At 65.3% G+C, this 19,762-nt stretch carries 19 protein-coding genes and 4 tRNA genes; 14 read left to right on the top strand and 9 right to left on the bottom strand.

The window, feature by feature from the left end:
• Window positions 1–78: 78 nt before the first annotated feature.
• The 4 genes from HMPREF2550_RS07355 (at window position 79) to HMPREF2550_RS07340 (ending at window position 474) form a co-directional block, all read left to right on the top strand.
• A tRNA-Gly gene (locus HMPREF2550_RS07355) sits at window positions 79–154 on the top strand.
• Window positions 155–189: 35 nt separating this feature from the next.
• Window positions 190–263, top strand: a tRNA-Cys gene (locus tag HMPREF2550_RS07350).
• A gap of 15 nt (window positions 264–278) precedes the next feature.
• Window positions 279–350 (top strand) — tRNA-Val (locus HMPREF2550_RS07345).
• 48 nt (window positions 351–398) lie between these two features.
• Window positions 399–474 (top strand) — tRNA-Gly (locus HMPREF2550_RS07340).
• Between the two features lie 221 nt (window positions 475–695).
• Here HMPREF2550_RS07340 and HMPREF2550_RS07335 read toward each other — a convergent pair.
• Both HMPREF2550_RS07335 and HMPREF2550_RS07330 read right to left on the bottom strand, forming a co-directional pair.
• Window positions 696–1,676, bottom strand: coding sequence for an asparagine synthase C-terminal domain-containing protein (locus HMPREF2550_RS07335; RefSeq protein ID WP_070763837.1), 981 nt, complete (start codon window positions 1,674–1,676; stop codon window positions 696–698).
• Window positions 1,663–2,955, bottom strand: a complete 1,293-nt coding sequence (locus HMPREF2550_RS07330) for a hypothetical protein (RefSeq protein WP_070790524.1) — start codon at window positions 2,953–2,955, stop codon at window positions 1,663–1,665. The genes HMPREF2550_RS07335 and HMPREF2550_RS07330 overlap by 14 nt, the downstream gene beginning before the upstream one ends.
• Window positions 2,956–3,004: 49 nt before the next feature.
• Between HMPREF2550_RS07330 and HMPREF2550_RS07325 the strand changes: the two genes are divergently transcribed.
• From HMPREF2550_RS07325 to msrB, 3 genes are read left to right on the top strand one after another with little or no spacing between them, the layout of a single operon-like run.
• Complete coding sequence (locus HMPREF2550_RS07325; RefSeq protein WP_070763977.1) at window positions 3,005–3,760, top strand: pyrimidine reductase family protein; 756 nt, start codon at window positions 3,005–3,007, stop codon at window positions 3,758–3,760.
• Between the two features lie 22 nt (window positions 3,761–3,782).
• Window positions 3,783–5,048 carry a glycosyltransferase family 87 protein gene (locus HMPREF2550_RS07320; RefSeq protein WP_246819782.1) on the top strand — a complete coding sequence of 422 codons (1,266 nt, stop codon included), beginning with the start codon at window positions 3,783–3,785 and terminating at the stop codon, window positions 5,046–5,048.
• Entirely contained in the window at window positions 5,041–5,454 is a 414-nt protein-coding gene (gene msrB / locus HMPREF2550_RS07315; RefSeq protein ID WP_070763833.1) for a peptide-methionine (R)-S-oxide reductase MsrB, read from the top strand. Before HMPREF2550_RS07320 ends, msrB begins: the two co-directional genes overlap by 8 nt.
• A gap of 58 nt (window positions 5,455–5,512) precedes the next feature.
• Here msrB and hemQ read toward each other — a convergent pair whose 3' ends face one another.
• Entirely contained in the window at window positions 5,513–6,214 is a 702-nt protein-coding gene (hemQ, locus tag HMPREF2550_RS07310) for a hydrogen peroxide-dependent heme synthase (RefSeq protein ID WP_070763831.1), read from the bottom strand.
• 130 nt (window positions 6,215–6,344) lie between these two features.
• On the opposite strand from hemQ, the gene HMPREF2550_RS07305 reads away from it, so the two are divergent.
• Window positions 6,345–6,983, top strand: coding sequence for a DUF3000 domain-containing protein (locus HMPREF2550_RS07305; protein ID WP_070763829.1), 639 nt, complete (start codon window positions 6,345–6,347; stop codon window positions 6,981–6,983).
• 11 nt (window positions 6,984–6,994) lie between these two features.
• Window positions 6,995–8,206 (top strand): HRDC domain-containing protein, encoded by a 1,212-nt coding sequence (locus HMPREF2550_RS07300; protein WP_070790523.1) that lies wholly within the window; start codon window positions 6,995–6,997, stop codon window positions 8,204–8,206.
• Between the two features lie 45 nt (window positions 8,207–8,251).
• On the opposite strand, the gene dxs is transcribed toward HMPREF2550_RS07300, so the two are convergent.
• From dxs to dut, 4 genes are all read right to left on the bottom strand, one after another.
• A complete protein-coding gene (gene dxs / locus HMPREF2550_RS07295) occupies window positions 8,252–10,174 on the bottom strand; it encodes a 1-deoxy-D-xylulose-5-phosphate synthase (RefSeq protein ID WP_070790522.1) in 1,923 nt (640 codons plus the stop codon).
• A gap of 114 nt (window positions 10,175–10,288) precedes the next feature.
• Window positions 10,289–11,536, bottom strand: coding sequence for a class I SAM-dependent RNA methyltransferase (locus HMPREF2550_RS07290; protein ID WP_070790521.1), 1,248 nt, complete (start codon window positions 11,534–11,536; stop codon window positions 10,289–10,291).
• A gap of 13 nt (window positions 11,537–11,549) precedes the next feature.
• Window positions 11,550–12,437, bottom strand: coding sequence for a DUF3710 domain-containing protein (locus HMPREF2550_RS07285; RefSeq protein ID WP_070790520.1), 888 nt, complete (start codon window positions 12,435–12,437; stop codon window positions 11,550–11,552).
• Between the two features lie 164 nt (window positions 12,438–12,601).
• On the bottom strand, window positions 12,602–13,093 hold the full coding sequence (gene dut / locus HMPREF2550_RS07280; protein WP_070790571.1) for a dUTP diphosphatase: 492 nt from the start codon (window positions 13,091–13,093) through the stop codon (window positions 12,602–12,604).
• A gap of 49 nt (window positions 13,094–13,142) precedes the next feature.
• On the opposite strand from dut, the gene HMPREF2550_RS07275 reads away from it, so the two are divergent.
• The 3 genes from HMPREF2550_RS07275 to HMPREF2550_RS07265 all read left to right on the top strand — a co-directional run bounded on the left by HMPREF2550_RS07275 (window position 13,143) and on the right by HMPREF2550_RS07265 (window position 16,229).
• On the top strand, window positions 13,143–13,679 hold the full coding sequence (locus HMPREF2550_RS07275) for a DUF3093 domain-containing protein (RefSeq protein WP_246817488.1): 537 nt from the start codon (window positions 13,143–13,145) through the stop codon (window positions 13,677–13,679).
• Window positions 13,680–13,796: 117 nt separating this feature from the next.
• Window positions 13,797–14,633, top strand: a complete 837-nt coding sequence (locus HMPREF2550_RS07270; RefSeq protein WP_070790519.1) for a PTS sugar transporter subunit IIAB — start codon at window positions 13,797–13,799, stop codon at window positions 14,631–14,633.
• A 12-nt stretch (window positions 14,634–14,645) separates the two neighbouring features.
• Window positions 14,646–16,229 carry a PTS ascorbate transporter subunit IIC gene (locus HMPREF2550_RS07265; RefSeq protein ID WP_070790518.1) on the top strand — a complete coding sequence of 528 codons (1,584 nt, stop codon included), beginning with the start codon at window positions 14,646–14,648 and terminating at the stop codon, window positions 16,227–16,229.
• Between the two features lie 18 nt (window positions 16,230–16,247).
• Here the strand turns inward: HMPREF2550_RS07265 and HMPREF2550_RS07260 are convergent, their stop codons facing one another.
• Both HMPREF2550_RS07260 and HMPREF2550_RS07255 read right to left on the bottom strand, forming a co-directional pair.
• A complete protein-coding gene (locus HMPREF2550_RS07260) occupies window positions 16,248–16,544 on the bottom strand; it encodes a DUF4193 domain-containing protein (protein WP_038590949.1) in 297 nt (98 codons plus the stop codon).
• Window positions 16,545–16,694: 150 nt separating this feature from the next.
• Entirely contained in the window at window positions 16,695–17,555 is an 861-nt protein-coding gene (locus HMPREF2550_RS07255; protein WP_070790517.1) for an inositol monophosphatase family protein, read from the bottom strand.
• Between the two features lie 76 nt (window positions 17,556–17,631).
• On the opposite strand from HMPREF2550_RS07255, the gene ppgK reads away from it, so the two are divergent.
• Both ppgK and HMPREF2550_RS12560 read left to right on the top strand, forming a co-directional pair.
• Complete coding sequence (gene ppgK / locus HMPREF2550_RS07250) at window positions 17,632–18,420, top strand: polyphosphate--glucose phosphotransferase (protein WP_070790516.1); 789 nt, start codon at window positions 17,632–17,634, stop codon at window positions 18,418–18,420.
• Window positions 18,421–18,786: 366 nt separating this feature from the next.
• A partial coding sequence (locus HMPREF2550_RS12560) for a sigma-70 family RNA polymerase sigma factor (RefSeq protein ID WP_141760560.1) occupies window positions 18,787–19,762 on the top strand: 976 nt, incomplete at its 3' end.

Below are 19,762 nucleotides of genomic sequence, written 5' to 3'. Positions count from 1 at the left end.
GGTCACTGGTTCGATCCCAGTATCGCGCACAGGGTCTTCGAAAGAGGGCTCGGAAGGTAAATCTCAAAGGTTTGCCACGCGGATGTAGCGCAGTTGGTAGCGCATCACCTTGCCAAGGTGAGGGTCGCGAGTTCGAGTCTCGTCATCCGCTCCAAGTACATATGGGTACTTTTGGAGGTTAAGCTCCACGGTGGATTGGTCGAGTGGTTAGGCAACGGTCTGCAAAACCGTGTACACGGGTTCGATTCCCGTATCCACCTCCAAGCTGGAAACAGCCCGCGCGATTAGCTCAGCGGTAGAGCACTACCTCGACACGGTAGGGGTCACTGGTTCGATCCCAGTATCGCGCACAGAGTCCTCGCAAGAGGGCTCATACGGTAAACCTCAACGTTTGCCACGCGGATGTAGCGCAGTTGGTAGCGCATCACCTTGCCAAGGTGAGGGTCGCGAGTTCGAGTCTCGTCATCCGCTCCACTATCACTCACGCCCCCGGTATTGACGGGGGCGTGAGTTTTTCTTTGCAGTTGGGTCCCGGACCCGAGGCCCCGCCTAAACGGAGCTAGCTCCATTTAGGACAGTCAGCTCCGCGCGACCTGGCGTTTTCCAGACGACCCGTGCCTAAATGGAGCTAGCTCCCTTTAGGACAACCGGCATCGGGCCAACCCACACCAGTGCTGCCGATCAGAAAAATCCGCCTACTCGCCGCGCGTCTGGTCTTCCAGCTGTGCGAGAAATAAGCGCGCGACCGTAAACTCCAGAGGCTCCTTCATCGGATCGGAGTAGGTCTTCTCCCCCGCCCGGCGCGCCAGTTGCTGCCGTGCCAACGTGACGATGGCATCTAGGCCTCCGGACGAGACCTGCATCGGGTTCTTCGTGGTCTGCACGAGCTCCGGGTTGATGCCTAGGTCGGCGGCGATGCGGCGGAAGAGCTCCTTGTCTTGTGTGAGGTCGGCTCCGCGGGTCACGCGTGGGTGGATGCGCAGTGCGAGATCGACTGCCTCGTGCGTCTGCCAAACCTGGATGTGGCGCTGTGGTTCCGCAATGAGCCGCTCGTAGAAATCCGGGATGAAGCGCTCACGGGTGAAGTTTGCCTCGATCCCCCGGCGGACCTGGGCATCCCACTGCTGGAGGTAATCTTCGGCAGTCGCATCGATGGTTTTCCCACCGAGAAACAGGGCATCCGCGCCCGCGCCCGTGATCAGTGCCCCGTCGGCACCATGCTCCTGCCTCAGCTTATCGACGGCCACCAAAATAGCCCCTGAGAGCACTTCCCAGGGCTCGGCGGACTCAAGGCGGTCGACGGTTTCCCCGAGAAGCTCCTCCAGCGCTTCTCCGCGCGGTGCGACGACGTGGTGCTCAAAGCCGAGCGCGTGTGCTACCTCGCGCGCCACCCGGGTCTCCTCTGCGGCTTGTTGCGAGGAGTCTTGGCTAAATGTCACCGCGAGAACATCAGTGCGCAGCTGGGCGAGCACCGCGGCGATGAGGATCGAATCGACGCCGCCGGAGAGCATGAGCACTGGGCGTCCCGGCCAGCGCTCGAGTACTGCTTCAAGGCGCGCCCGCAGGTAGTCGACGATTGCCTGTTTGGCAGGCGCATATTCGGTGATGTCGTAGGTGCCCGGCTCGATGCTGCGTTCGTCGGCGACGTACTCGCAGTCCTTATCAGTCACGGCCATCTTTCGTCCTTTCCTCAAGTGCTGCAATTCGCTGTTGGAGTTCTCGTATCTGTTTGCGTCGTGTTTTCACGACTACCGGCTCGGCGTGCGTGTGGCGGTAGACGGCCACGTGCACCATCCAGGAGAAGGCACCCAGGATGACCCCGGCGGTAAGGATCAAGCCGAATCGCTCGAGCGTGCCCACGTTCTCCAGCCCTGCGAGCGAAATGTTGAAGGACAGCACTCCGATGACGGCGAGGAAGACAGACAGGATCTCGATACTCCGTAAGAGACTATTGCGTGATTCTGCTTCGATCTTTTCCGACATCCGCTCTACCTCGGCGCTGACGTGTGCGAGCTCCGTATCAACGCGGCCTTGGATGGAGTGTTGCACTTGGCGCTCGGTGGCAATCATCATCCTGTAGGAGACGAACTCTGCGTGCAGGGCTGTTGCATCTGCTGGCAGGTTCTTAATCGCCATTTGTACTGAGTGCAATGCCTCGGCATAAAAGTCGTCCCGGGAGCGAACTGTATGCCCGGAGAACACGTCGGAGCGTGGCGCTGCCTCCACAGCCGCCATGCGGCGGTAGCCTTCGGCACGCCGGTAGTGCGCGACGAAGTCGTTTGGCGAGTGGTAACGCAAGATTGCTTCGGAGAAGGCGAGAATTTGCTCCCCGTACTCGGTGTCTGGGTAGAGCCACAGCCCGTGGAGCATGAGGTGCTTAAGCTTCAGCGGCACCGGTTCCAGCTGCGAGACGGCGGTGTCTTGACCGTCACTGTGTGAGACTCCCACGGCGTCGAAGACGTGCTGCGGGTCAATCCTGCGCCCCGCAAGCAGCCTGGCGAAGGTGAGAAAGACCTGGTTGAGGTTGACGGTCACCGACAGGTTATGGAAGCGAAGGGGTGCGTCGCTTGCCATGTCGAGTACGCGCCGAATGCCGTCGTGGTCGAAGTTGAAGCGGTGGAGTTGCAGCTCGATAAGGATGAGTGCGAACTCCGCCGTGCGGGACTGCTTAGCCCATTCCGGCAGCAACCGGAGCCACTCCTCGTTGTGCTCTCCGAGGTTGCACTCGCGTGCTTTCCACGTCGCGTCGGTGACGGCATTGAACATCGCTTCAAAGGCGTCGATGTTGCGGTAAACGGTCTCACCGAACACTTCATGCGCGAGCTCGCAAATGTGCTGCTTCCAGCCAATGCCTGCCGCGTCTGGGTCAAAGAGTGCGGCGAACAGCCTGTCCGGGTTGTCGCCGTCTATCCATACCCGCCGCGCTTCTTCTACGAGCGGGGAGCGATCGTCCACGTGCTGTTTCCTCCAAAATCCCGACGGTCAGATGTGTACGCTTGACGCCATGGTAGACGCGCGCCGCACAATTGAACCAGCGGAACTGTTAGGCACTGTACTGCCCCCTTCGGTCCCGCAACTGCGCCTGCTTGCGGTGATGACGGTGTCCGGCGCGGCCTCGCTCGACGGCACGTCCCGCTCGCTTGGCAACAGCATCGACTCGGAGCTACTCAACCTGCTGCGTGTGTGGTCCGATGCGGTGTTGGTCGGCGGCGGCACCGCTCGGGCGGAAAACTACTTCGGGGTCAAGTGCACCGCCGACGACAAGGCCCAGCGTCGAGCGCGCGGGCAAGCGGAAGTTCCGCCGCTGGCGATCATCACCGAGAGTTTCGACTTTGACGTGGACACGCAGTTGTTCTACGACACCGAAGTGCCCCCGCTGTTTCTCGCCCCGCAGCACTGCGTCGACGATCCGGCGCTCGCGGGGCGTCGAGAAGCACTGCGGCAGGCAGGCGGGCGCATCCTCTCCACTGGCGATGGCTCCGCGCGCTCGATTATCGACGCGCTACGCGCCCAAGGCTTCAACCGTATCTCCTGCGAGGGCGGGCCCGGGCTCTACGGCATGCTGCTGGCCGCAGGGTTGGGCGATATCCTGCACCTGACCATCGACCCGACGCTCCAGGGCAACGTGGAAAAGCCGCTTTTCGGCGGCGGTGGCGACTACACCACCTCGCTCGAGGTCGAGGACGTACGCGTCAGCGAGGACTCCATGATGTTCGTGCGCTACCGCTTGCCCGGCGCTGCCGCTTCCCGCGAGGGGTAATTGATTCGGTACGGTTAGGCGCGTGACAAACGCGCAAGACTCTCGACCCGGCTGGGCCCAACGCCTGGACACCTTCTGGACCGCACCCGCCCCGCAGGGGGCGCACACAAACGCCACGACGCGCACGCTGTCCCCCGCCGCCCGCACAGCCCGTGCTGCCGCCTGGCCGCTGGCGGTGCTGTTGATCATCCATCGCGTCTTCGTGCTTGCCAGGCAGGGCTCCCCGACTGACGACTTCACCACCGTGTGGGCAGCTGCCCGCCGCTTCGTCGAGCGCGTGCCGGTCTACAACGAGGTCTACCACTACGTGGACCCCCACTACCTGTACAACCCCGGCGCTACCCTGCTGCTGTCCCCGCTGGGGCTCGCCGCGGACCCGAACGCGGTACGCCCGCTGTTTATCCTGGCCAACGCGCTGGCCATCATCGCCGCACTCGCCTGGTCCACCACGCTGGCCGGCCGCAGCCTGCGAGGCCCGGTCTTCCCCGTCGCGCTCAGCTTGGCCTTCGCCACCGAGGCCGTCACCAACACACTGGTGTTCTCCAACATCAACGGCATCCTGCTTCTCGCGCTCACCGCGTTTTTGGCCAGCTACCGCGCGCGCCGCTTCATCCACGCGGGCGTCATCCTTGGCCTGGCCATCCTGATCAAGCCGATGTTCGCCCCGCTGCTGGTCCTGCCGCTCATGCAACTACAGCTGCGCACCGTACTCGCAGGCATCGCCGTGCCCGTGCTGTTGAACGCGATCGCGTGGCCGCTCACCCCGGGCGCGGGCGACTACTTCGGCAGGCTCGTGCCGTACCTGAGCACCACCCGCGACTACGCAAACTCCTCGCTCGCGGGCTTCGCCGTCTACTTTGGCATGCCGGGATGGCTCCACGGCCTGTGTTTTGTCCTCTTCGCCGCGGCCGTCGCCGTCGCGGTGCTTGGCCTGGCCCGCTGGCGCTTTACCGACGAGTGGCTCTGGCTCACCTGCTCCACAGCAGTACTGCTCGCCGGGGTCTGCCTGCTCAGTTCCTTGGGCCAGGCCTACTACACCATGATGCTCTTCCCCGCCGCCTTCACCGCGCTGCACAAAGCAAGCCCCTTCCACACCGGCACCGTGTGGTTGGGCCTGCTGCTGTGCGTGAGCCCGCTGCGCTTCGATGCCGAGGTCATGGGGCTAACAGGCCGCTGGCTCGGGACGTTTTTGCCCACGGCCGGGTGGGCCATATTCATCGTCGCGGTCGCTGCGTGGGTAGTGTCGGTGCAAACGCAAACCCCGGCTAAGGAGGCCCACAATGGCTGACAATACCCCCGACTTCGCCTCGCTTTCCCCGCAGGAGTGGAAGGAAAGGCTGACCCCGGAGGAGTACCACGTGCTGCGCGAGGCCGGCACCGAGCCGCCGGGCGTAGGCGAATACACCGACACCACCACCGAGGGCGTCTACCGCTGCCGCGCCTGCAACGCGGAGCTCTTCCGCTCCTCCTCCAAGTTCGACGCCCACTGCGGCTGGCCCGCCTTCTTTACCCCGCTGGCGGGCGACGCCGTCATCGAGCGCGAGGACCGCTCCTTAGGCATGGTCCGCACCGAGGTGCTGTGCGCGAACTGCCACTCGCACCTGGGCCACGTCTTCGCAGGCGAGGGCTTCGACACCCCGACCGACCTGCGCTACTGCATCAACTCGATCTCGCTGACCCTCGAGGAGCGCTAAAGCTTTGCTTATCGACGCCGCGTGAGCCTGCCCCGCCGCGTCGATAAGCAATCGGCCCCTAAGGCAGGACCTTGATGATCTCGCCGATGCCTGCGACGCGGCGGCCCGTGTGGAACGGGATCTCCTCGCGCACGTGCAGGCGGGCCTCGGTGTAGCGCATGGTGTGCATGAGCTCCTCAATGCGCGCCAGGGTCGGCGCCTCGAAGGCGAGCATCCACTCGTAATCGCCGAGTGTGAACGCCTCGACCGTGTTCGCTCGCACGTCGGCGAAGTCGCGCGCCGCCTTGCCGTGGTTGGCCAGGATGCGGCGACGCTCCTGCGGATCCAGCAGGTACCACTCGTAGGAACGGACGAACGGGTAGACCGTAATCCACGCCTCCGGGTCCTCGCCCATAATGAAGCTGGGCAGGTGCGACTTGTTGAACTCGGCCGGGCGGTGCAGGCCGTTGCCCAGCCACGCCACCTCAAGAAGCTGACCCAGGGTGGTCGTGCGACGAAAGTCCGCAAGTGCCTTCTGCAGCTCTTCGAAGTGCTCCGCGTGCCACCAGATCATGAAATCCGCGTCGGCGCGGATGCCGGTGTTGTCGTAGATGCCGCGCACCACGACCTTGCCCTCCGCTTCAAGATCCGCGAAGAACTGCTGTGCTTCCTTGGTCAGCTCCTCGCGCTCAGAGCCTAGCGCACCGGGGATCGCGCGAAAAACCGCAAACTGCAGGTAGCGCTGCATGGCGTTGAGCGCATCGAAGTCAAGCTTGGCCATAGGATTCTTCTCCCTTCCTGTGGCCCGAAAGAGGCCACCTCAAACGAAAGTCGTATGCAAGTCTACGCGCTTTCACCCACGGCGCGCCTCCCACCCGATCCCACAGTTCACGTTTACCTTAATTCCTGTGATGAATTCGGACACTTCCTCCCAGACGGGCAACGGCACGCGCGACACGCACAGCGAGCAGGCCAGCCTGCCCGCAGACTTCTCCGCCGCGGTGGAGTCCATGCACGCGGCGAAGTTGCGCCCGGAGATCACCTTGGGCACGATCCGCCCGCCGCAGCGCCCCGCGCCGTACAGCCACGCCGTGGGCCTCGAAGTCGAGCGCCCGCAGGAGACCAAGCCCGGCGAGCCGATCCCGGTCGACTCCGAGGGCGACGCGTTCGGCCGCCTCATCCTTTTGCACTCCCCCGACGCGGAGGAGGCCTGGGAGGGCTCCATGCGACTGGTGGCCTACATCCAGGCAGACATGGATGATGCTGTGGCCTCCGACCCGCTGCTTCCCGACGTCGCGTGGCAGTGGCTCAACGAATCCCTCGACGAGACCGGGGCCGGCTTTACCAACCTGGGCGGCACCGTCACCTCCACCGCGTCCGTGCGCTTCGGCGAGATCGGCGGGCCGCCGCGCGCCTACCAGCTGGAGATGCGCGCCTCCTGGACCGCAGAAGGCATCGACCTCGCAGCGCACGTCGAAGCCTTTGCCAAGGTGCTCGCGCACGTCGCAGGCTTGCCGCCTGAAGGTGTCACCGCGTTGGGGAACCGCTAAACTTCCTTGAAGTGTCACAGCAACTGCAGTACGAACTCATCGATGAGCCAGCAGGGTTTCATCGTGCTGCCGCACGCCTGTTAGCCGGGCGCGGCCCGTTTGCGGTAGATACCGAGCGCGCCTCCACGTTTCGCTACGACGACCGCGCCTTCCTCGTCCAGGTGTATCGCCCCGGGGCTGGCACCTTTCTGCTTGCCCCCGAGGGGCACCGCGAGGAGTTCAAGGACGTTTTTGCGCCGGTGCTCAACCACGGCACCTGGATCCTGCACGCCGCTGGCGAAGACCTGCCTTCGCTAGCCGAGCTGGGCCTTTTCGCAGGTTCCCTGTTTGATACTGAGCTCGCCGGGCGCATCGCGGGCTTCGACCGCACCAATCTCGGCGCGATGGTCGAGGAGTTTGTGGGCATCCACCTGGAGAAGGGCCACGGCCGCGAAGATTGGTCAACCGTCCCGCTGCCCAGGGCGTGGCAGGACTACGCCGCCTTAGACGTGCTCTACCTCCACGACCTCGCTGACGCGCTGACCTGTCTGCTTGCCGAGGACGGCAAGCTCGACATCGCCGAGCAGGAGTTCGCCCACGTCCTCCACACGCGCTCGCAGGCCCCGGAAGCAGGCACCTGGCGCGACGTGAAAGGTATCTCCCGATTCAACTCCCCTGAATCGCTCCAGCTCGCCCGCGCGCTGTGGGAGCACCGGGATGCGCTCGCCCGCAAGCACGACCGCTCGCCAATGCGCCTGCTACCGAACAAGGTGCTGGTGGACATTGCCGCGAACCGGCCGCGCAGCGTCGCCGAGATCCGCGCGACCCCGGGGTTTCCTCGCCGGCGTCGCGGCGCCGCGGAGCGCTGCGCGTCTGTCCTTGCCGACGCGCGTGCCCAAGACCCCGCAACGTGGCCGCGGCCAGAGCGCAGTGCCTCGGGGATACCCTCTACCTCCACGCTGAAGAAGCACTACCCACAAGCCTGGGAGTGCATCGCGGAAACAAAGGCCGCGGTTGAGAAGCTCGCGGCAGAACTCGACCTGAATACGTCCACGGTGATAACCACGAAAACGCTGCGAACGGTGCTGTGGAAAGCAATGCAAGCAGAGACCGCCTGGGATATCGACCAGGCGTACGCGGCGCTTGCCGACGCCGGGGCGCGCCCCTGGCAGTGCGAGATGGTCGCACCACTTATCGTGGCCGCCAAAGCGCACGACGTGCCCACTCCCCCGAACCGCGCATAACGCTGTTCCGTGCTGAAATGCGCGTGCTGGACTCGCGGCGCAGGTTTAGCGGTCAGCCAACTCCAGCGCCCACTGGCGCACCTGCGCCGTCGCGCTTGCCTCGTCGAGCCCGTACTCCGCGAGCACCTCGTCGCGCGAGGCGTGCTCCGGGAACACGGAGGGGAACGCCAACTGACGCAGCGGCGTGTCCACACCCACCGCGTGCAGCGCCTCCGCCACGGCGGATCCAACGCCGCCGCGCAGCAGGCCGTCTTCGTAGACCACCACCAGGTCAGCCTCCGCTGCCATGTCAACCAGCTCGGCGGCAACCGGGATCACCCAGCGCGGGTCCACCACGGTCAGGTCGATGCCCTCGGTACCTAGCTCTTCGGCGATCGCGCAGGCGGGTGCAGCAAAGGTGCCGATGGCCACCATGAGCACGTTGAGGCGGGCCTCGTCTGTCTCCGCGGTCTCCGCCGGGCGGTGCAGCACATCGACGTTACCCCGACGTTCCAGGGCCGGGATGTCCTCGCCCACCTTCCCTTTCGGGAAACGCACGATCGTCGGACCGTCGGTCACCGCGATTGCCTCGCCGAACTCCTCGCGCAGACGCTGCGGGTCGCGTGGTGCTGCGATCCGGATACCCGGCACGATCGAGGCCAAAGAAAGGTCCCAGACGCCGTTGTGGCTCGCCCCGTCCGAGCCGGTCACACCGGCCCGGTCAAGCACGACGGTCACCGGCAGGTGCAACAGGCCGGCATCCATGAGCAGCTGGTCGAAGGCGCGGTTGAGGAAGGTGGAGTAGACCGCGACCACCGGGTGCATCCCGCCGAGCGCGAGCCCCGCGGCAGAGGTGATCGCGTGCTGCTCCGCAATACCCACGTCAAAGAACCTGTCCGGGAACTGCTCCGCGAAAGGCTGCAGCCCGGTCGGGCCAGCCATCGCGGCGGTAATCGCCACGATGTCCTCGCGCTCGCGGCCTGCCCGCAGGAGTTCCTCGGTAAACACGCTGGTCCAGCCCGGGGCGGACTTGGCCAGCGAGGCACCGGTCACCGGGTCAATGACACCGGTGGAGTGCATCTGATCCGCCTCGTCGTTCACCGCGGGGGCAAAACCGTGGCCTTTCTCCGTCACCACGTGCACGATCAGCGGCCCGTCGTAGCTGTTCGCGTACTTCAGCGCGCTGATGAGCGCCTTCAGGTCGTGGCCCTCCACCGGGCCGACGTACTTCATGCCCAGATCCGAGAACATCTCAGTGGGCAGCACCTGGTACTTCACGCCCTCCTTGAGCGCGTGCAGCGCATCGAAGGTGCGCTCGCCGACCCAGCCCATGGATTTCAGCGTCTTCTTGCCGTTTTCCATCACCTCGTCATAGCCCGGCTGCATGCGCAGCGCCGCCAGCTGGCCGCGGAGCTTGGTGAGGTTGTTGGCAAAGCCACCGATCGTCGGCGAGTAGGAACGCCCATTGTCGTTGACCACGATGACCACGTTGCGCTCGCCCGCTGCAATATTGTTCAGCGCCTCCCAGCACATGCCGCCGGTCAGTGCGCCGTCGCCGACCACGGCGACGACCTTGTCCGAGCCGCGGCCGGAAAGCTCCTTCGCCTTCGACAGCCCGTCGGCGTACGACAGCGAAGCGCTCGCGTGCGAAGACTCCGTCCAGTCATGCTCGGATTCCGCGCGCGCAGTGTAGCCGGATAGGCCGCCCTTCTTGCGCAGCGTGTCGAACTGGCCCGCGCGGCCGGTGAGGATCTTGTGCACATAGGACTGGTGCGAGGTGTCAAAGATGATCGGGTCATCCGGCGAGTTGAAGACGTAGTGCAGCGCGAGCGTCAGTTCAACCACGCCGAGGTTGGGGCCCAGGTGTCCCCCGGTCGCGGACACCTTGGAAATCAACAGCTGACGGATCTCCTCCGCGAGTGCGCGCAGCTCGCTTTTCGAAAGCGACTTGATGTCCGCCGGCGATGTGAGTCCCTCGAGCATTCCCACTGTCCTCAAGCTCTCCTTCTCTCGCCCTACAGTCCGTCCGCAGGTGGGCGAAAAACCACCGCCCAGCCTGTATTTCACGTCATCTTACACCGTGACTCGTCTGCGCCCGTAGCCCTACTGGTCGGCAGGTCGCAGCAGGCACATCGTTTCAAAGTGGTGGGTGTTGGGGAAGGCGTCGATAAGCAGCAGGCGCTCCACGGCAAAGCCTGCCTCGCCCCAGCTCGCCAGATCGCGCGCGAGCGTCGCCGGGTTGCAGCCAACGTGGATGACGCGCTCCGGGCCCGCCGCCGCTACCGCGCGCACGACCTCGGCACCAGCACCGGCGCGCGGTGGGTCGAGCACAACGAGCCCCGGCGCGGGCAGCTGGGCGATGGCTTCCTCGACGCGCGCGTTGGTCACGTGCAGATCTAGGTCCGCAAGGCCCGGCTGGGGCGAGGAGGTCGCCGCTGGCGAGTAATCCACGGTTTCCACTCGCCCGCCGCCGGTAGCAAAACTGAGCGCGGGCGCGAACATGCCGACGCCGCCGTAGAGGTCCCAGGCCACCGGCCGGGAGTACTGTGCACTGCCCCACTCCGCCACCACGTCGGCGTAAGCCTGCGGTGCGTTGACGTGCGCCTGCCAGAAGGCCGTCGCGGGAAAGTGCAGGGTACGCGAGTCCACGTGCTCTTCCACGATCCCGCTGCCTTCCACACGCTTATCGACGGTCTCTGCACGCCGTCCCCGCTGCACCCGGCGGGTCTCCACCAGGTGCCGGGTGCCGGTGGCGTCGCGCACGGCGATGACCTCGGCGCCAGGGGTAAAGCTGCGCGCTCCGGGGCCGACGAGCCCGTCGAGAAGCCCGGGTACAGCCTGTGTGCATAGCGCATCCGCGACCACGTCGTTCGAGCGCAGCTTGCGCAGCCCGGCGCGTCCGGCAGCGTCAACGCCCAGGCGCACGCGGGTGCGCCAGCCGCGGGCGGGTGCCAGCGCGCGGGTTGCAAGCGCGGCGTCCAGGTCGAGCCCGCGCAGGACGTTCGAACGGCCCGCCAATGCCTGCAGCTGGCCGCGCAGTACCTGTGTCTTCAGCTCCAGCTGGTAGGCCGGGTCGATGAAGCTTAGATCGCAGCAGCCGGCCCCTGCTGCCGCGGCCGGACAGGTGGGGTCCACGCGGTGCGGCGAGGCTGTTGTGACCTCGAGCAGGTCAGCGCGGGCCCAGCGCTTCTTCACCTTGGTTAGCGTGGCGGTGACAGTTTCGCCGGGCAGCGCGCCGCGCACAAAAACGACGCGGCCATCGGGTGCGTTACCGATGGCCTCGCCGCCGTGCGCCAGCGCGCGGGTGGTCACCTCAATGTGCTCGCCCGGTGCGATGGCGGGATTGGTCATTGCGTATTACGGCTTACTTATCTTTGTTGAAGTCGTTGTTCTGGGCGATGATCTGCTTGAGCGCATCGCTCAGCGCGTTCGGGTTGCCAGCCTGCGGGGCGGAGCCTTGCGCTGCCTGCTGCCCCTGTTGCGCGCGCTGCTCCACTGCCTGCTGTACCTGCTGGGCCAGCTGCTTCGGCAGGGTGACCGGGAGCGAGTTTCCGGCCAGGATCGGGTCATTGCCGCGGTAGACAAAGGAGCGGGCAACCACTTCGCGGCCCAACTTCGCCATATCGTCTTCGCGCCCGGTCGGTGCCGCCAGGGTGACGCGGTACAGCCAGCGCGGGCCCTCCACGCCGATGATGCGGATCACGCCATTAGTACCGGTGCCGATGATCTCCTTGCCCCACGGACCCTGCTCGAAGCGCACGGGCATGTCCTCGTTGCGCATGCCCTCGGCGATCTCTTCTGCGGATTCCTCCCACAGCCCGCCCGAGCGTGGGGCGGCGAAGGCCACCGGGGTAATGCGGCCGTGGCGGGTGACGATGTGGACCATCTTCGGCCCTTGCTCGCCCATCTCCACCTGCACCTGCGCTTCCTTCGGGAAGGGGATCTTGATGGAGCCGAGGTTCAGCGTCGCGTTGGAAAAGTCGGTGAAGTCGAAGTCTTCGATGTTGACATTGTCGCCGTCGAAGGGGCCGGTGCTGCCGTTGACCGCGTCATAATCCTCAAGCCGGGTCGTACCGTCGGCCTGCTCAAGCGGGGCCTCGACAGTCGCAGTGCTTGTCGACGCCTCAGACGCAGCGCTCTCCTGCACGTCCTGAGCCTGGGGCTCCTGCGTGTCCTGCTCCTGCTGCGGCGCGGCGGCCTGTGCTTCCTGTGCGGCCTTTTCCTTCTTCTTGCCAAATGGCCACAATGCCATGGTGGTGTGTCCTCCTCGCGCCGACCGGCGCTTCCTTTTTATGTACGTCTATCCCTATACGCCACTGTAGGTGGTACGTAGTGCGCTTTCGACCTTAGCGCGCAGCCTGCAGTCTTAAGGCTTTAGCTCTGCCTGGCTCACCCCTGTTGCCCCCTAGTTGTGCCCTAGTTGGTGCCGGTCGAGCCATAGCCGCCGGCACCGCGCTCAGTGTCGTCTAACTCATCGACTTCCACGAAGTCGACCAGCTCCACCCGCTGCACGACCAGCTGGGCGATCCGCATGCCGCGCTCGATCGTAAACGCCTCGTCTCGGTCAGTGTTGACCATGCACACTTTCAGCTCGCCGCGGTACTGGGCGTCGATCGTGCCGGGAGTGTTCACAATGCTCAGCCCGTGCTTCGCGGCCAGGCCTGAGCGCGGGTGGATCAGCCCCACCGTGCCCAGCGGCAAGGCGAGCGCCACACCCGTGCCGACCAGGGCGCGCTGGCCCGGGGCAAGCGTGACGGTCTCCGCCGCGTAAAGGTCCGCGCCCGCATCCCCCGCGTGCGCCCTTTTTGGCAGCGGCAGTTCTGGGTCCAAGCGCTTCAGCGGGATTGGGCCGAGCGCGGACTGCGGTTCAGCATCATGATCTCGAGGGCTGTTGGTGGTGGCGTCCATGGTCGCCCACATTACGGCAATGGCTCCAAACTCAACTAAAGTTGCATGCGTGTCTGAAAACCCGCGCTATTCCAACGAGTCCACACAGCACACCTCCCCCACCGCAGGAGGTGCCGCGAAGGTGCTCTACCGTGAGCGCCAGTGGGTGCCCTGGTACTGGTGGGCCGCAGGTGCCTTCCTGACATTTTTGCTGGCCGCGCAGTTCGCGCTGAACCGCAACGTGTGGTGGTTTATCATCCCGCTGATCCTCATCGGCGGCCTCATCGGCTGGTACTTGACCTGGCTGTCGCGCACCACCGTCGCGGTGGAGCAGGACCCCGATGGCTCTCGCTGGCTGCGCGTCAACGACGCAAACTTGCCCGCGACCGTCGTCTCGCGCGCGATGGAAGTGCCGCAATCGGCCCGGCAGAACGCGTTGGGCCGCCAGCTCGACCCCGCTGCCTACCTTGTCTCCCACGCCTGGGTGCCGGAGCACGCGCTGATCGTCCTCGACGACCCGGAGGACCCCACCCCCTACTGGCTGGTCTCCTCCAAGGATCCGGAGGCGCTCCTCAAGGCGTTCGTGCCGAAACAACTGCACCAGTAGCCGAAAGAAATTAGCAGCAGGAAAGCTTGACGCAGACCACCGTACTGGTAATAACGTGTAGGTAAGACCTGTGCCGAAGAATCGGCCGGTACCTGCAACACGAGGGACCTAAAAATCATGTCCACAATCAACACGCTTCTTGCGCCCGGAGCCGTTGAGCTCAACGGCCGCGCGGGGAATTGGCGCGAGGCCATTCGCCTCGCAGGCAGTCTGCTGGAACGCTCCGGCGATGCCACACGTGACTACACCGATGCAATGGTGCAATCCGTCGAGGACAATGGCCCGTACATCGTGGTCGCTCCGGGTTTCGCCTTCGCGCACGCCCACCCGTCGGAAGCTGTAAAGCGCACGGCGCTGTCTTGGGTCAGGCTCGCGCAGCCGGTGGAGTTCGGCCACAAGTCGAACGACCCGGTCGACCTGGTGGTAGCGCTGGCGGCCCGCGATTCCTCGGAGCACCTTGCTGCCATGAAGGAATTGGCGGGACTTTTAGGCAAGCCCGCTACCCGCAGCGCCTTGGACAGCGTGTCCACGGAAGAGGAGCTGCGCGAGGTGCTTCGCACCGCGGGCAAGAAGAAATCCGCAAGCACAAAACAGGCCGCTGTCGCGCCGCGTGGCGCTGCCGCGCCACGCGACTCCCAGTCGGAGAAGCGCAGCGACTCGGTGCCGTCGAGAGGCAAGATCCTCACTGTCTGCGGCAACGGGCTGGGCACCTCACTGTTTCTCAAGAACACGCTTGAGCAGGTGCTCGACGCCTGGGGCTGGGGCCCGTACCTCGATGTGGAAGCCACGGACACGATCTCGGCGAAGGGGCGCGCGAAGGAAGCTGACTTCCTGCTCACCTCCGGTGAGATCGCTGCCACGCTTGGCGACGTCGGCGTGCCCGTCCATGTCATCGAAGACTTCACCAACATGTCCGAAATTGATGGGGCTCTGCGCGAGCTCTACGACGTTTAAGGCGGCACAGAAATGGACTTCCTCCTCGCAATCGCGAACTTTCTTGTCAATGAGATTCTCTCCGTCCCAGCCTTTTTGATTGGCCTGATTACCGCGGTCGGGCTTGCGGCCATGGGCCGCGGCGCCGGCCAAGTACTTGGCGGGGCGATCAAGGCAACGCTGGGCTTCTTGCTCATCGGCGCAGGTGCCGGCCTGGTGGTGTCTTCCCTTGAGCCACTCGGTGCCATGATCGCTGGTGCGACTGGCGCGCAGGGCGTGGTGCCCACCAACGAGGCGATCGTCGGCATTGCCCAAGAGCAATTCGGCAGCCAGGTCGCCTGGATCATGATCCTGGGCTTTGTGGTCTCGCTGCTGCTGGCCCGTTTTACGCCGATGAGCTACGTCTTCCTCACCGGCCACCACGTGCTGTTCATGGCCACCATGCTCACCATGGTGCTGGCCCCCGCGGGCTACTCCTCGTGGCTCGTCGTCCTCTTCGGTGCCGTCCTACTGGGCATTTTGATGGTCTCCCTGCCGGCGATCGCGCACCCGTGGACCCGCCGCATCACCGGCGATGACTCGATCGCCATCGGCCACTTCGGCACCGCCGGCTACCTCGCCGCAGGCGCTGTGGGCAAGGTGGTTGGCGGCAAGGGCACAAAAATGTCGCCGTCGACCGAGGAACTCAAGCTTCCCGAGGGCCTGCGCTTCCTCCGCGACTCCATGGTCGCCACCGCGCTGTCCATGGCGCTGATGTACATCGTTCTGGCCCTGCTGTTCATCGCCCGCGCGGGCACCGAGGAAGCGTTCACCGCCTTCGAAGGCGGCGCGACCAGCGTGGGCAACTACCTCATGCAGTCCTTTACCCAGGGCCTGCAGTTCGGTGTTGCCGTGGCCGTCATCCTCTTCGGTGTGCGCACCATTCTCGGCGAGCTGGTCCCGGCGTTCCAGGGCATCGCCGCCAAGGTGGTGCCCGGTGCCATCCCGGCACTCGATGCGCCGATCGTCTTCCCCTACGCGCAGAACGCCGTGCTGGTGGGCTTCATCTCTTCCTTCGTCGGCGGGCTGATCGGCCTGGCGGTGCTCTCCCTGTGGCTCAACCCGGCCTTTGGTGTCGCACTGATTCTGCCCGGCCTGGTCCCCCACTTCTTCACCGGCGGTGCCGCTGGCGTCTACGGCAATGCCACGGGCGGACGCCGCGGTGCGGTCCTTGGTGCCTTTGCCAACGGCCTGCTGATTACGTTCTTGCCCGCGTTCCTGCTGGGCGTGCTCGGCTCCTTCGGCTCCGCCAACACCACCTTCGGTGACGCCGACTTCGGCTGGTTCGGCCTGCTTTTGGGCTGGTCAACGCGTGCCGACGGTGCCCTGGGCCTCATCCTCGTTGCGCTCTGCGGTGCCGCTGTCTTTGCACTTGGCTGGCTCTCGCAGCGCAAGCTTGTCGACGGCAACTGGGACCCCACCCCCTGGCGCCCAGCCCCCGGCGAGGGCGCAGCAGCCGCTGCCGCAACCAACCCCGACGTGACTCCGCTGGCTGCCGGTCAGACCGCAGCGTCGAAGAAGTACCCGAAGGTCCTGCCTCCGGACGGGGCACCAGTCCCGCCCGCGCCGATCGTCTAGCCGGTTATGTAGCGGGCGCTACTCGCAGTCGAGGCAGAACTTCGAGCCGTCGTCCGCTGTGTAGGCCAAGCGCTTCTTCTTCTGCACGAGGAAGCACGAAGCGCAGGTGAACTCATCGTCCTGACGGGGCTTAACCTCAACGTTGAGCTCCTCGCCGGACAGGTCCTGCGGCGGGATTTCCACGGGCTCGACGATTTCGCCCTCGTCGTCCATGCTGCTGCCCGCAACCTCGGCGGCCTTCAGGCCCTCCAGCGAATCGGTCGTGATTTCATCGTCCTCGAGGCGGCGGCGCGGTGCATCGTAATCCGTGGCCATAGCAAGCACTCCCTAGCTCAAATATCGTTGGAATTTAGCGTCGTATCAGCACGCGTTTGAGCGGAATACTAAATGATTGGCCTGCGTCTGTCACTTTCGCCCCGCATACTGCACCTTTGTCGGGTTTTCGGGGGTGAAAACAGCGCCGAACTACGCCTGCAGATCCCGCTGGGCTCCCGCCTTGTGCAGCAGGTCCGCAAACTCGTCGGCGATCCCGGGCGCGCACGCGGTGACCAGCGCACCCTGCCCGCCGCGATCCACCAAGCCCGGGTGGTGCACCACCGCACCGGCTTCCGCCGCGATCACCGCCCCGGCGGCGTAGTCCCAGGGGTGGGTACCGTGCTCGTAGTAGGCGTCCACGCTGCCCTCGGCCACGCGACACAGGTCAAGTGCGGCCGAGCCCATACGCCGAATGTCGCGCACGACGGGCAGGATGTGCTGCAGGATTTCGGCCTGGCGGCCCCGCCACCCCGCATCGTAGGCAAACCCGGTCGCGAGCAGCGTGGTCGTAAGCTGTGATGCCCGGGAGGCGCGCAGCGGGTGCGCGGTGCCGTCGATAAGCACACTGGCCCCCTCACCCACCGCCGCGCGGTAGACCACCCCGCGCGCGACGTCGGCAACTGCGCCGGCGACGAGCTCGCCGTCGACGGCCACGCCGACGGAGACCGCGTAGGCGGGTACCCCGTAGATGAAGTTGACCGTGCCGTCGATCGGGTCGATGACCCACTCCACCCCTGTGCGGGTGGGCACCGCCGAGCCCTCCTCGCCGATGATGCCGTCGTCGGGGCGAAGCTCGGCCAGGCGCTTGGCCACGCGCGCCTCGCAGCCCTTATCCACCGCAGTGACCGGGTCGACCTCCGAAGACTTCGTCTCCGCCACCATCGCCACGGAACCATGCTTGGTTAAAAAGGCGCGCTGGTGCGCGACGAACTCGGCCGCATCGGTAACCAGGTCGACGCACATATCGCGTAACTCGGCGGGGCTGGGAACGTGATTTGCTGCAGTATTCATACTCCCTATCGTGCCCGGCCCGCGTCACAGCTGCATCCTGGGCACCCGAGGCCAGAGGTTTTGTAGAGTTGAGTACATGAGCGACACAACAGCGAATACCCAGGCTTCGACCGCGCCCACCTTGGGCTTTGGCGTTGACGTAGGCGGCTCCGGCATCAAGGGTGCCGTGGTTGATCTGCGCACCGGCGAGTTTGTCGGCGAGCGGATGAAGATCGCCACGCCCAAGCCCGCCACCCCGCAGGCCGTGGCGGACACCGTGGCGCAGATCGTGCGCGCGCACGACTGGCAGGGCCCGGTTGGCATCACGCTGCCGTCGGTGATTCGCCAGCAGGTTGCCATGACCGCCGCCAACATCGACCCCTCCTGGGTGGGCACACAGGTCCACGACCTCTTCGCCGAGGCCCTGGGCCGCGAGGAGCTCGCCGTGCTCAACGACGCCGACGCCGCCGGTGTCGCCGAGGTCGCCTTCGGCGAGCCGCAGGCGCGCGAGGGCGCAGTCATCTTCCTCACCTTCGGCACGGGCATCGGCTCCGCAATGCTTGTCGACGGCACGCTGTTCCCCAACACCGAGCTCGGACACCTCCTACTCGACGGGAAGGAAGCCGAACACCTCGCCTCCTCGGCGGCCAAGGACCGCGAGGACCTGAGCTACAAGAAGTGGGCCAAGCGCGTCGACGCTGTGCTACACGAGTATGCCCGCTTGTTGAACCCGGCCGCCTTTGTGGTCGGCGGCGGCATCTCCCGCAAGGCCGACAAGTGGGTGCCCCTGCTGACCGTCGACGTGCCTGTGATCCCGGCGAAGCTGCGCAACCGGGCCGGCATCGTCGGGGCCGCGATGGCCGCGCACACGCATCTCGCGCCCTAGGCGGCGCGCAGCTCACCGGTGCGCGTCGGCTTTCATGTACGGTGAGCACCGGACAAGAGCCACTGTCCTTGACCTAAAACGATGCGTTGCGAAACCGCTGCGCAGTGGGCCATGAGGAACGCAAAAGCCAAGACTCGCGGCGGGGGCTGGAATAGATTCATCCCCCACCCTGTTAAGATGGGCGTTCTATAAATGAAACCATTGCGCAACCCGACAAGATGTGCATCACACCTTGTTCGCAGCGCACGCGCGGTACTGCGGCGGCAGCGCTCCCACCTTTTATGTGGGAGTGCGGCTTAAGCTTAAACGCAGGACCGCGGTGAGGTGGTGGCAGTGGACAACGACCGAAACGGCGAAAGGGCGTACGTGGTAGCCAGCGAAGCTTCAGGCAATAACAGCGTCGACGATGCAGCACAGGCATCCTCCGACGGCGGAGCAGGCAACGGGTCGAGCGGCGCCGCGGCACCGGCGGCGAAGAAGACCGCGAAGAAAGCGGTAAAGAAGACTGCGCGCAAGAAGGCAACGAAGAAAACTGCCAAGAAGACGACGCGCAAGAAGGCGACAAAGAAGACCGCTCGCAAGACTGCGAAGAAGACGAAGAAGACGACGCGCAAGAAGGCGACGGCGGCGCACGCTGAGAGCTCCGCTGTAGATGAGGACGAGCTGCGCACCGACGCGCTGCTCGACGATGCGGATAACCCCGACGACCGCGAGGACGAGGACTACGATCCGGATCTCGCGGACGAGGCGGACTTCGACGATGAGCTCGCCGACGACCTCGATGAGGACGAACTCGACGAGGACCTCGATGACGCTGACGATGCTGACGCGGACGAGGACAGCGAAGACGAGGAAGAAGAGGAAGACTCCTCCTCTGTCTGGGACATCGAGGAGTCCGCGGCCCTGCGCCAGGCGCGCAAGGACGCGCAGCTGACTGCTTCGGCGGACTCGGTGCGCGCCTACCTCAAGCAGATCGGCAAGGTCGCGCTGCTGGACGCGGAGCAGGAGGTCTCGCTGGCCAAGCGCATCGAGGCCGGCCTCTACGCACAGCACCGCCTCGACGAGATGCAGCGCGCTGCCGCCGAGGGCGATAAGGACGCCAAGCTCACGCCTGCGGTCAAGCGCGACTTCCGCGCCGTGGCGCGCGACGGGCGCAAGGCGAAGAACCACCTGCTTGAGGCAAACCTGCGTCTCGTGGTCTCGCTGGCGAAGCGCTACACCGGCCGCGGCATGGCCTTCCTGGACCTCATCCAGGAGGGCAACCTGGGCCTGATCCGTGCCGTGGAGAAGTTCGACTACTCCAAGGGCTACAAGTTCTCCACCTACGCCACGTGGTGGATCC

It is taken from the genome of Corynebacterium sp. HMSC074A01 (assembly GCF_001831515.1).
GTDB lineage: Bacteria > Actinomycetota > Actinomycetes > Mycobacteriales > Mycobacteriaceae > Corynebacterium.
The sequence above is the reverse complement of the archived record's forward strand: the minus strand, read 5'-3'. Positions and strand labels throughout refer to the sequence as shown.

What these genes read in the sequence shown, in the direction of transcription:
- HMPREF2550_RS07335 (WP_070763837.1), bottom strand. Translation starts at nt 1,676, where the DNA reads ATGGCCGTGACTGATAAGGACTGCGAGTACGTCGCCGACGAACGCAGC.
- HMPREF2550_RS07325 (WP_070763977.1), top strand. Translation starts at nt 3,005, where the DNA reads ATGGTAGACGCGCGCCGCACAATTGAACCAGCGGAACTGTTAGGCACT.
- msrB (WP_070763833.1), top strand. Translation starts at nt 5,041, where the DNA reads ATGGCTGACAATACCCCCGACTTCGCCTCGCTTTCCCCGCAGGAGTGG.
- hemQ (WP_070763831.1), bottom strand. Translation starts at nt 6,214, where the DNA reads ATGGCCAAGCTTGACTTCGATGCGCTCAACGCCATGCAGCGCTACCTG.
- HMPREF2550_RS07305 (WP_070763829.1), top strand. Translation starts at nt 6,345, where the DNA reads ATGAATTCGGACACTTCCTCCCAGACGGGCAACGGCACGCGCGACACG.
- HMPREF2550_RS07290 (WP_070790521.1), bottom strand. Translation starts at nt 11,536, where the DNA reads ATGACCAATCCCGCCATCGCACCGGGCGAGCACATTGAGGTGACCACC.
- HMPREF2550_RS07285 (WP_070790520.1), bottom strand. Translation starts at nt 12,437, where the DNA reads ATGGCATTGTGGCCATTTGGCAAGAAGAAGGAAAAGGCCGCACAGGAA.
- dut (WP_070790571.1), bottom strand. Translation starts at nt 13,093, where the DNA reads ATGGACGCCACCACCAACAGCCCTCGAGATCATGATGCTGAACCGCAG.
- HMPREF2550_RS07270 (WP_070790519.1), top strand. Translation starts at nt 13,797, where the DNA reads ATGTCCACAATCAACACGCTTCTTGCGCCCGGAGCCGTTGAGCTCAAC.
- HMPREF2550_RS07265 (WP_070790518.1), top strand. Translation starts at nt 14,646, where the DNA reads ATGGACTTCCTCCTCGCAATCGCGAACTTTCTTGTCAATGAGATTCTC.
- HMPREF2550_RS07260 (WP_038590949.1), bottom strand. Translation starts at nt 16,544, where the DNA reads ATGGCCACGGATTACGATGCACCGCGCCGCCGCCTCGAGGACGATGAA.
- HMPREF2550_RS07255 (WP_070790517.1), bottom strand. Translation starts at nt 17,555, where the DNA reads ATGAATACTGCAGCAAATCACGTTCCCAGCCCCGCCGAGTTACGCGAT.
- ppgK (WP_070790516.1), top strand. Translation starts at nt 17,632, where the DNA reads ATGAGCGACACAACAGCGAATACCCAGGCTTCGACCGCGCCCACCTTG.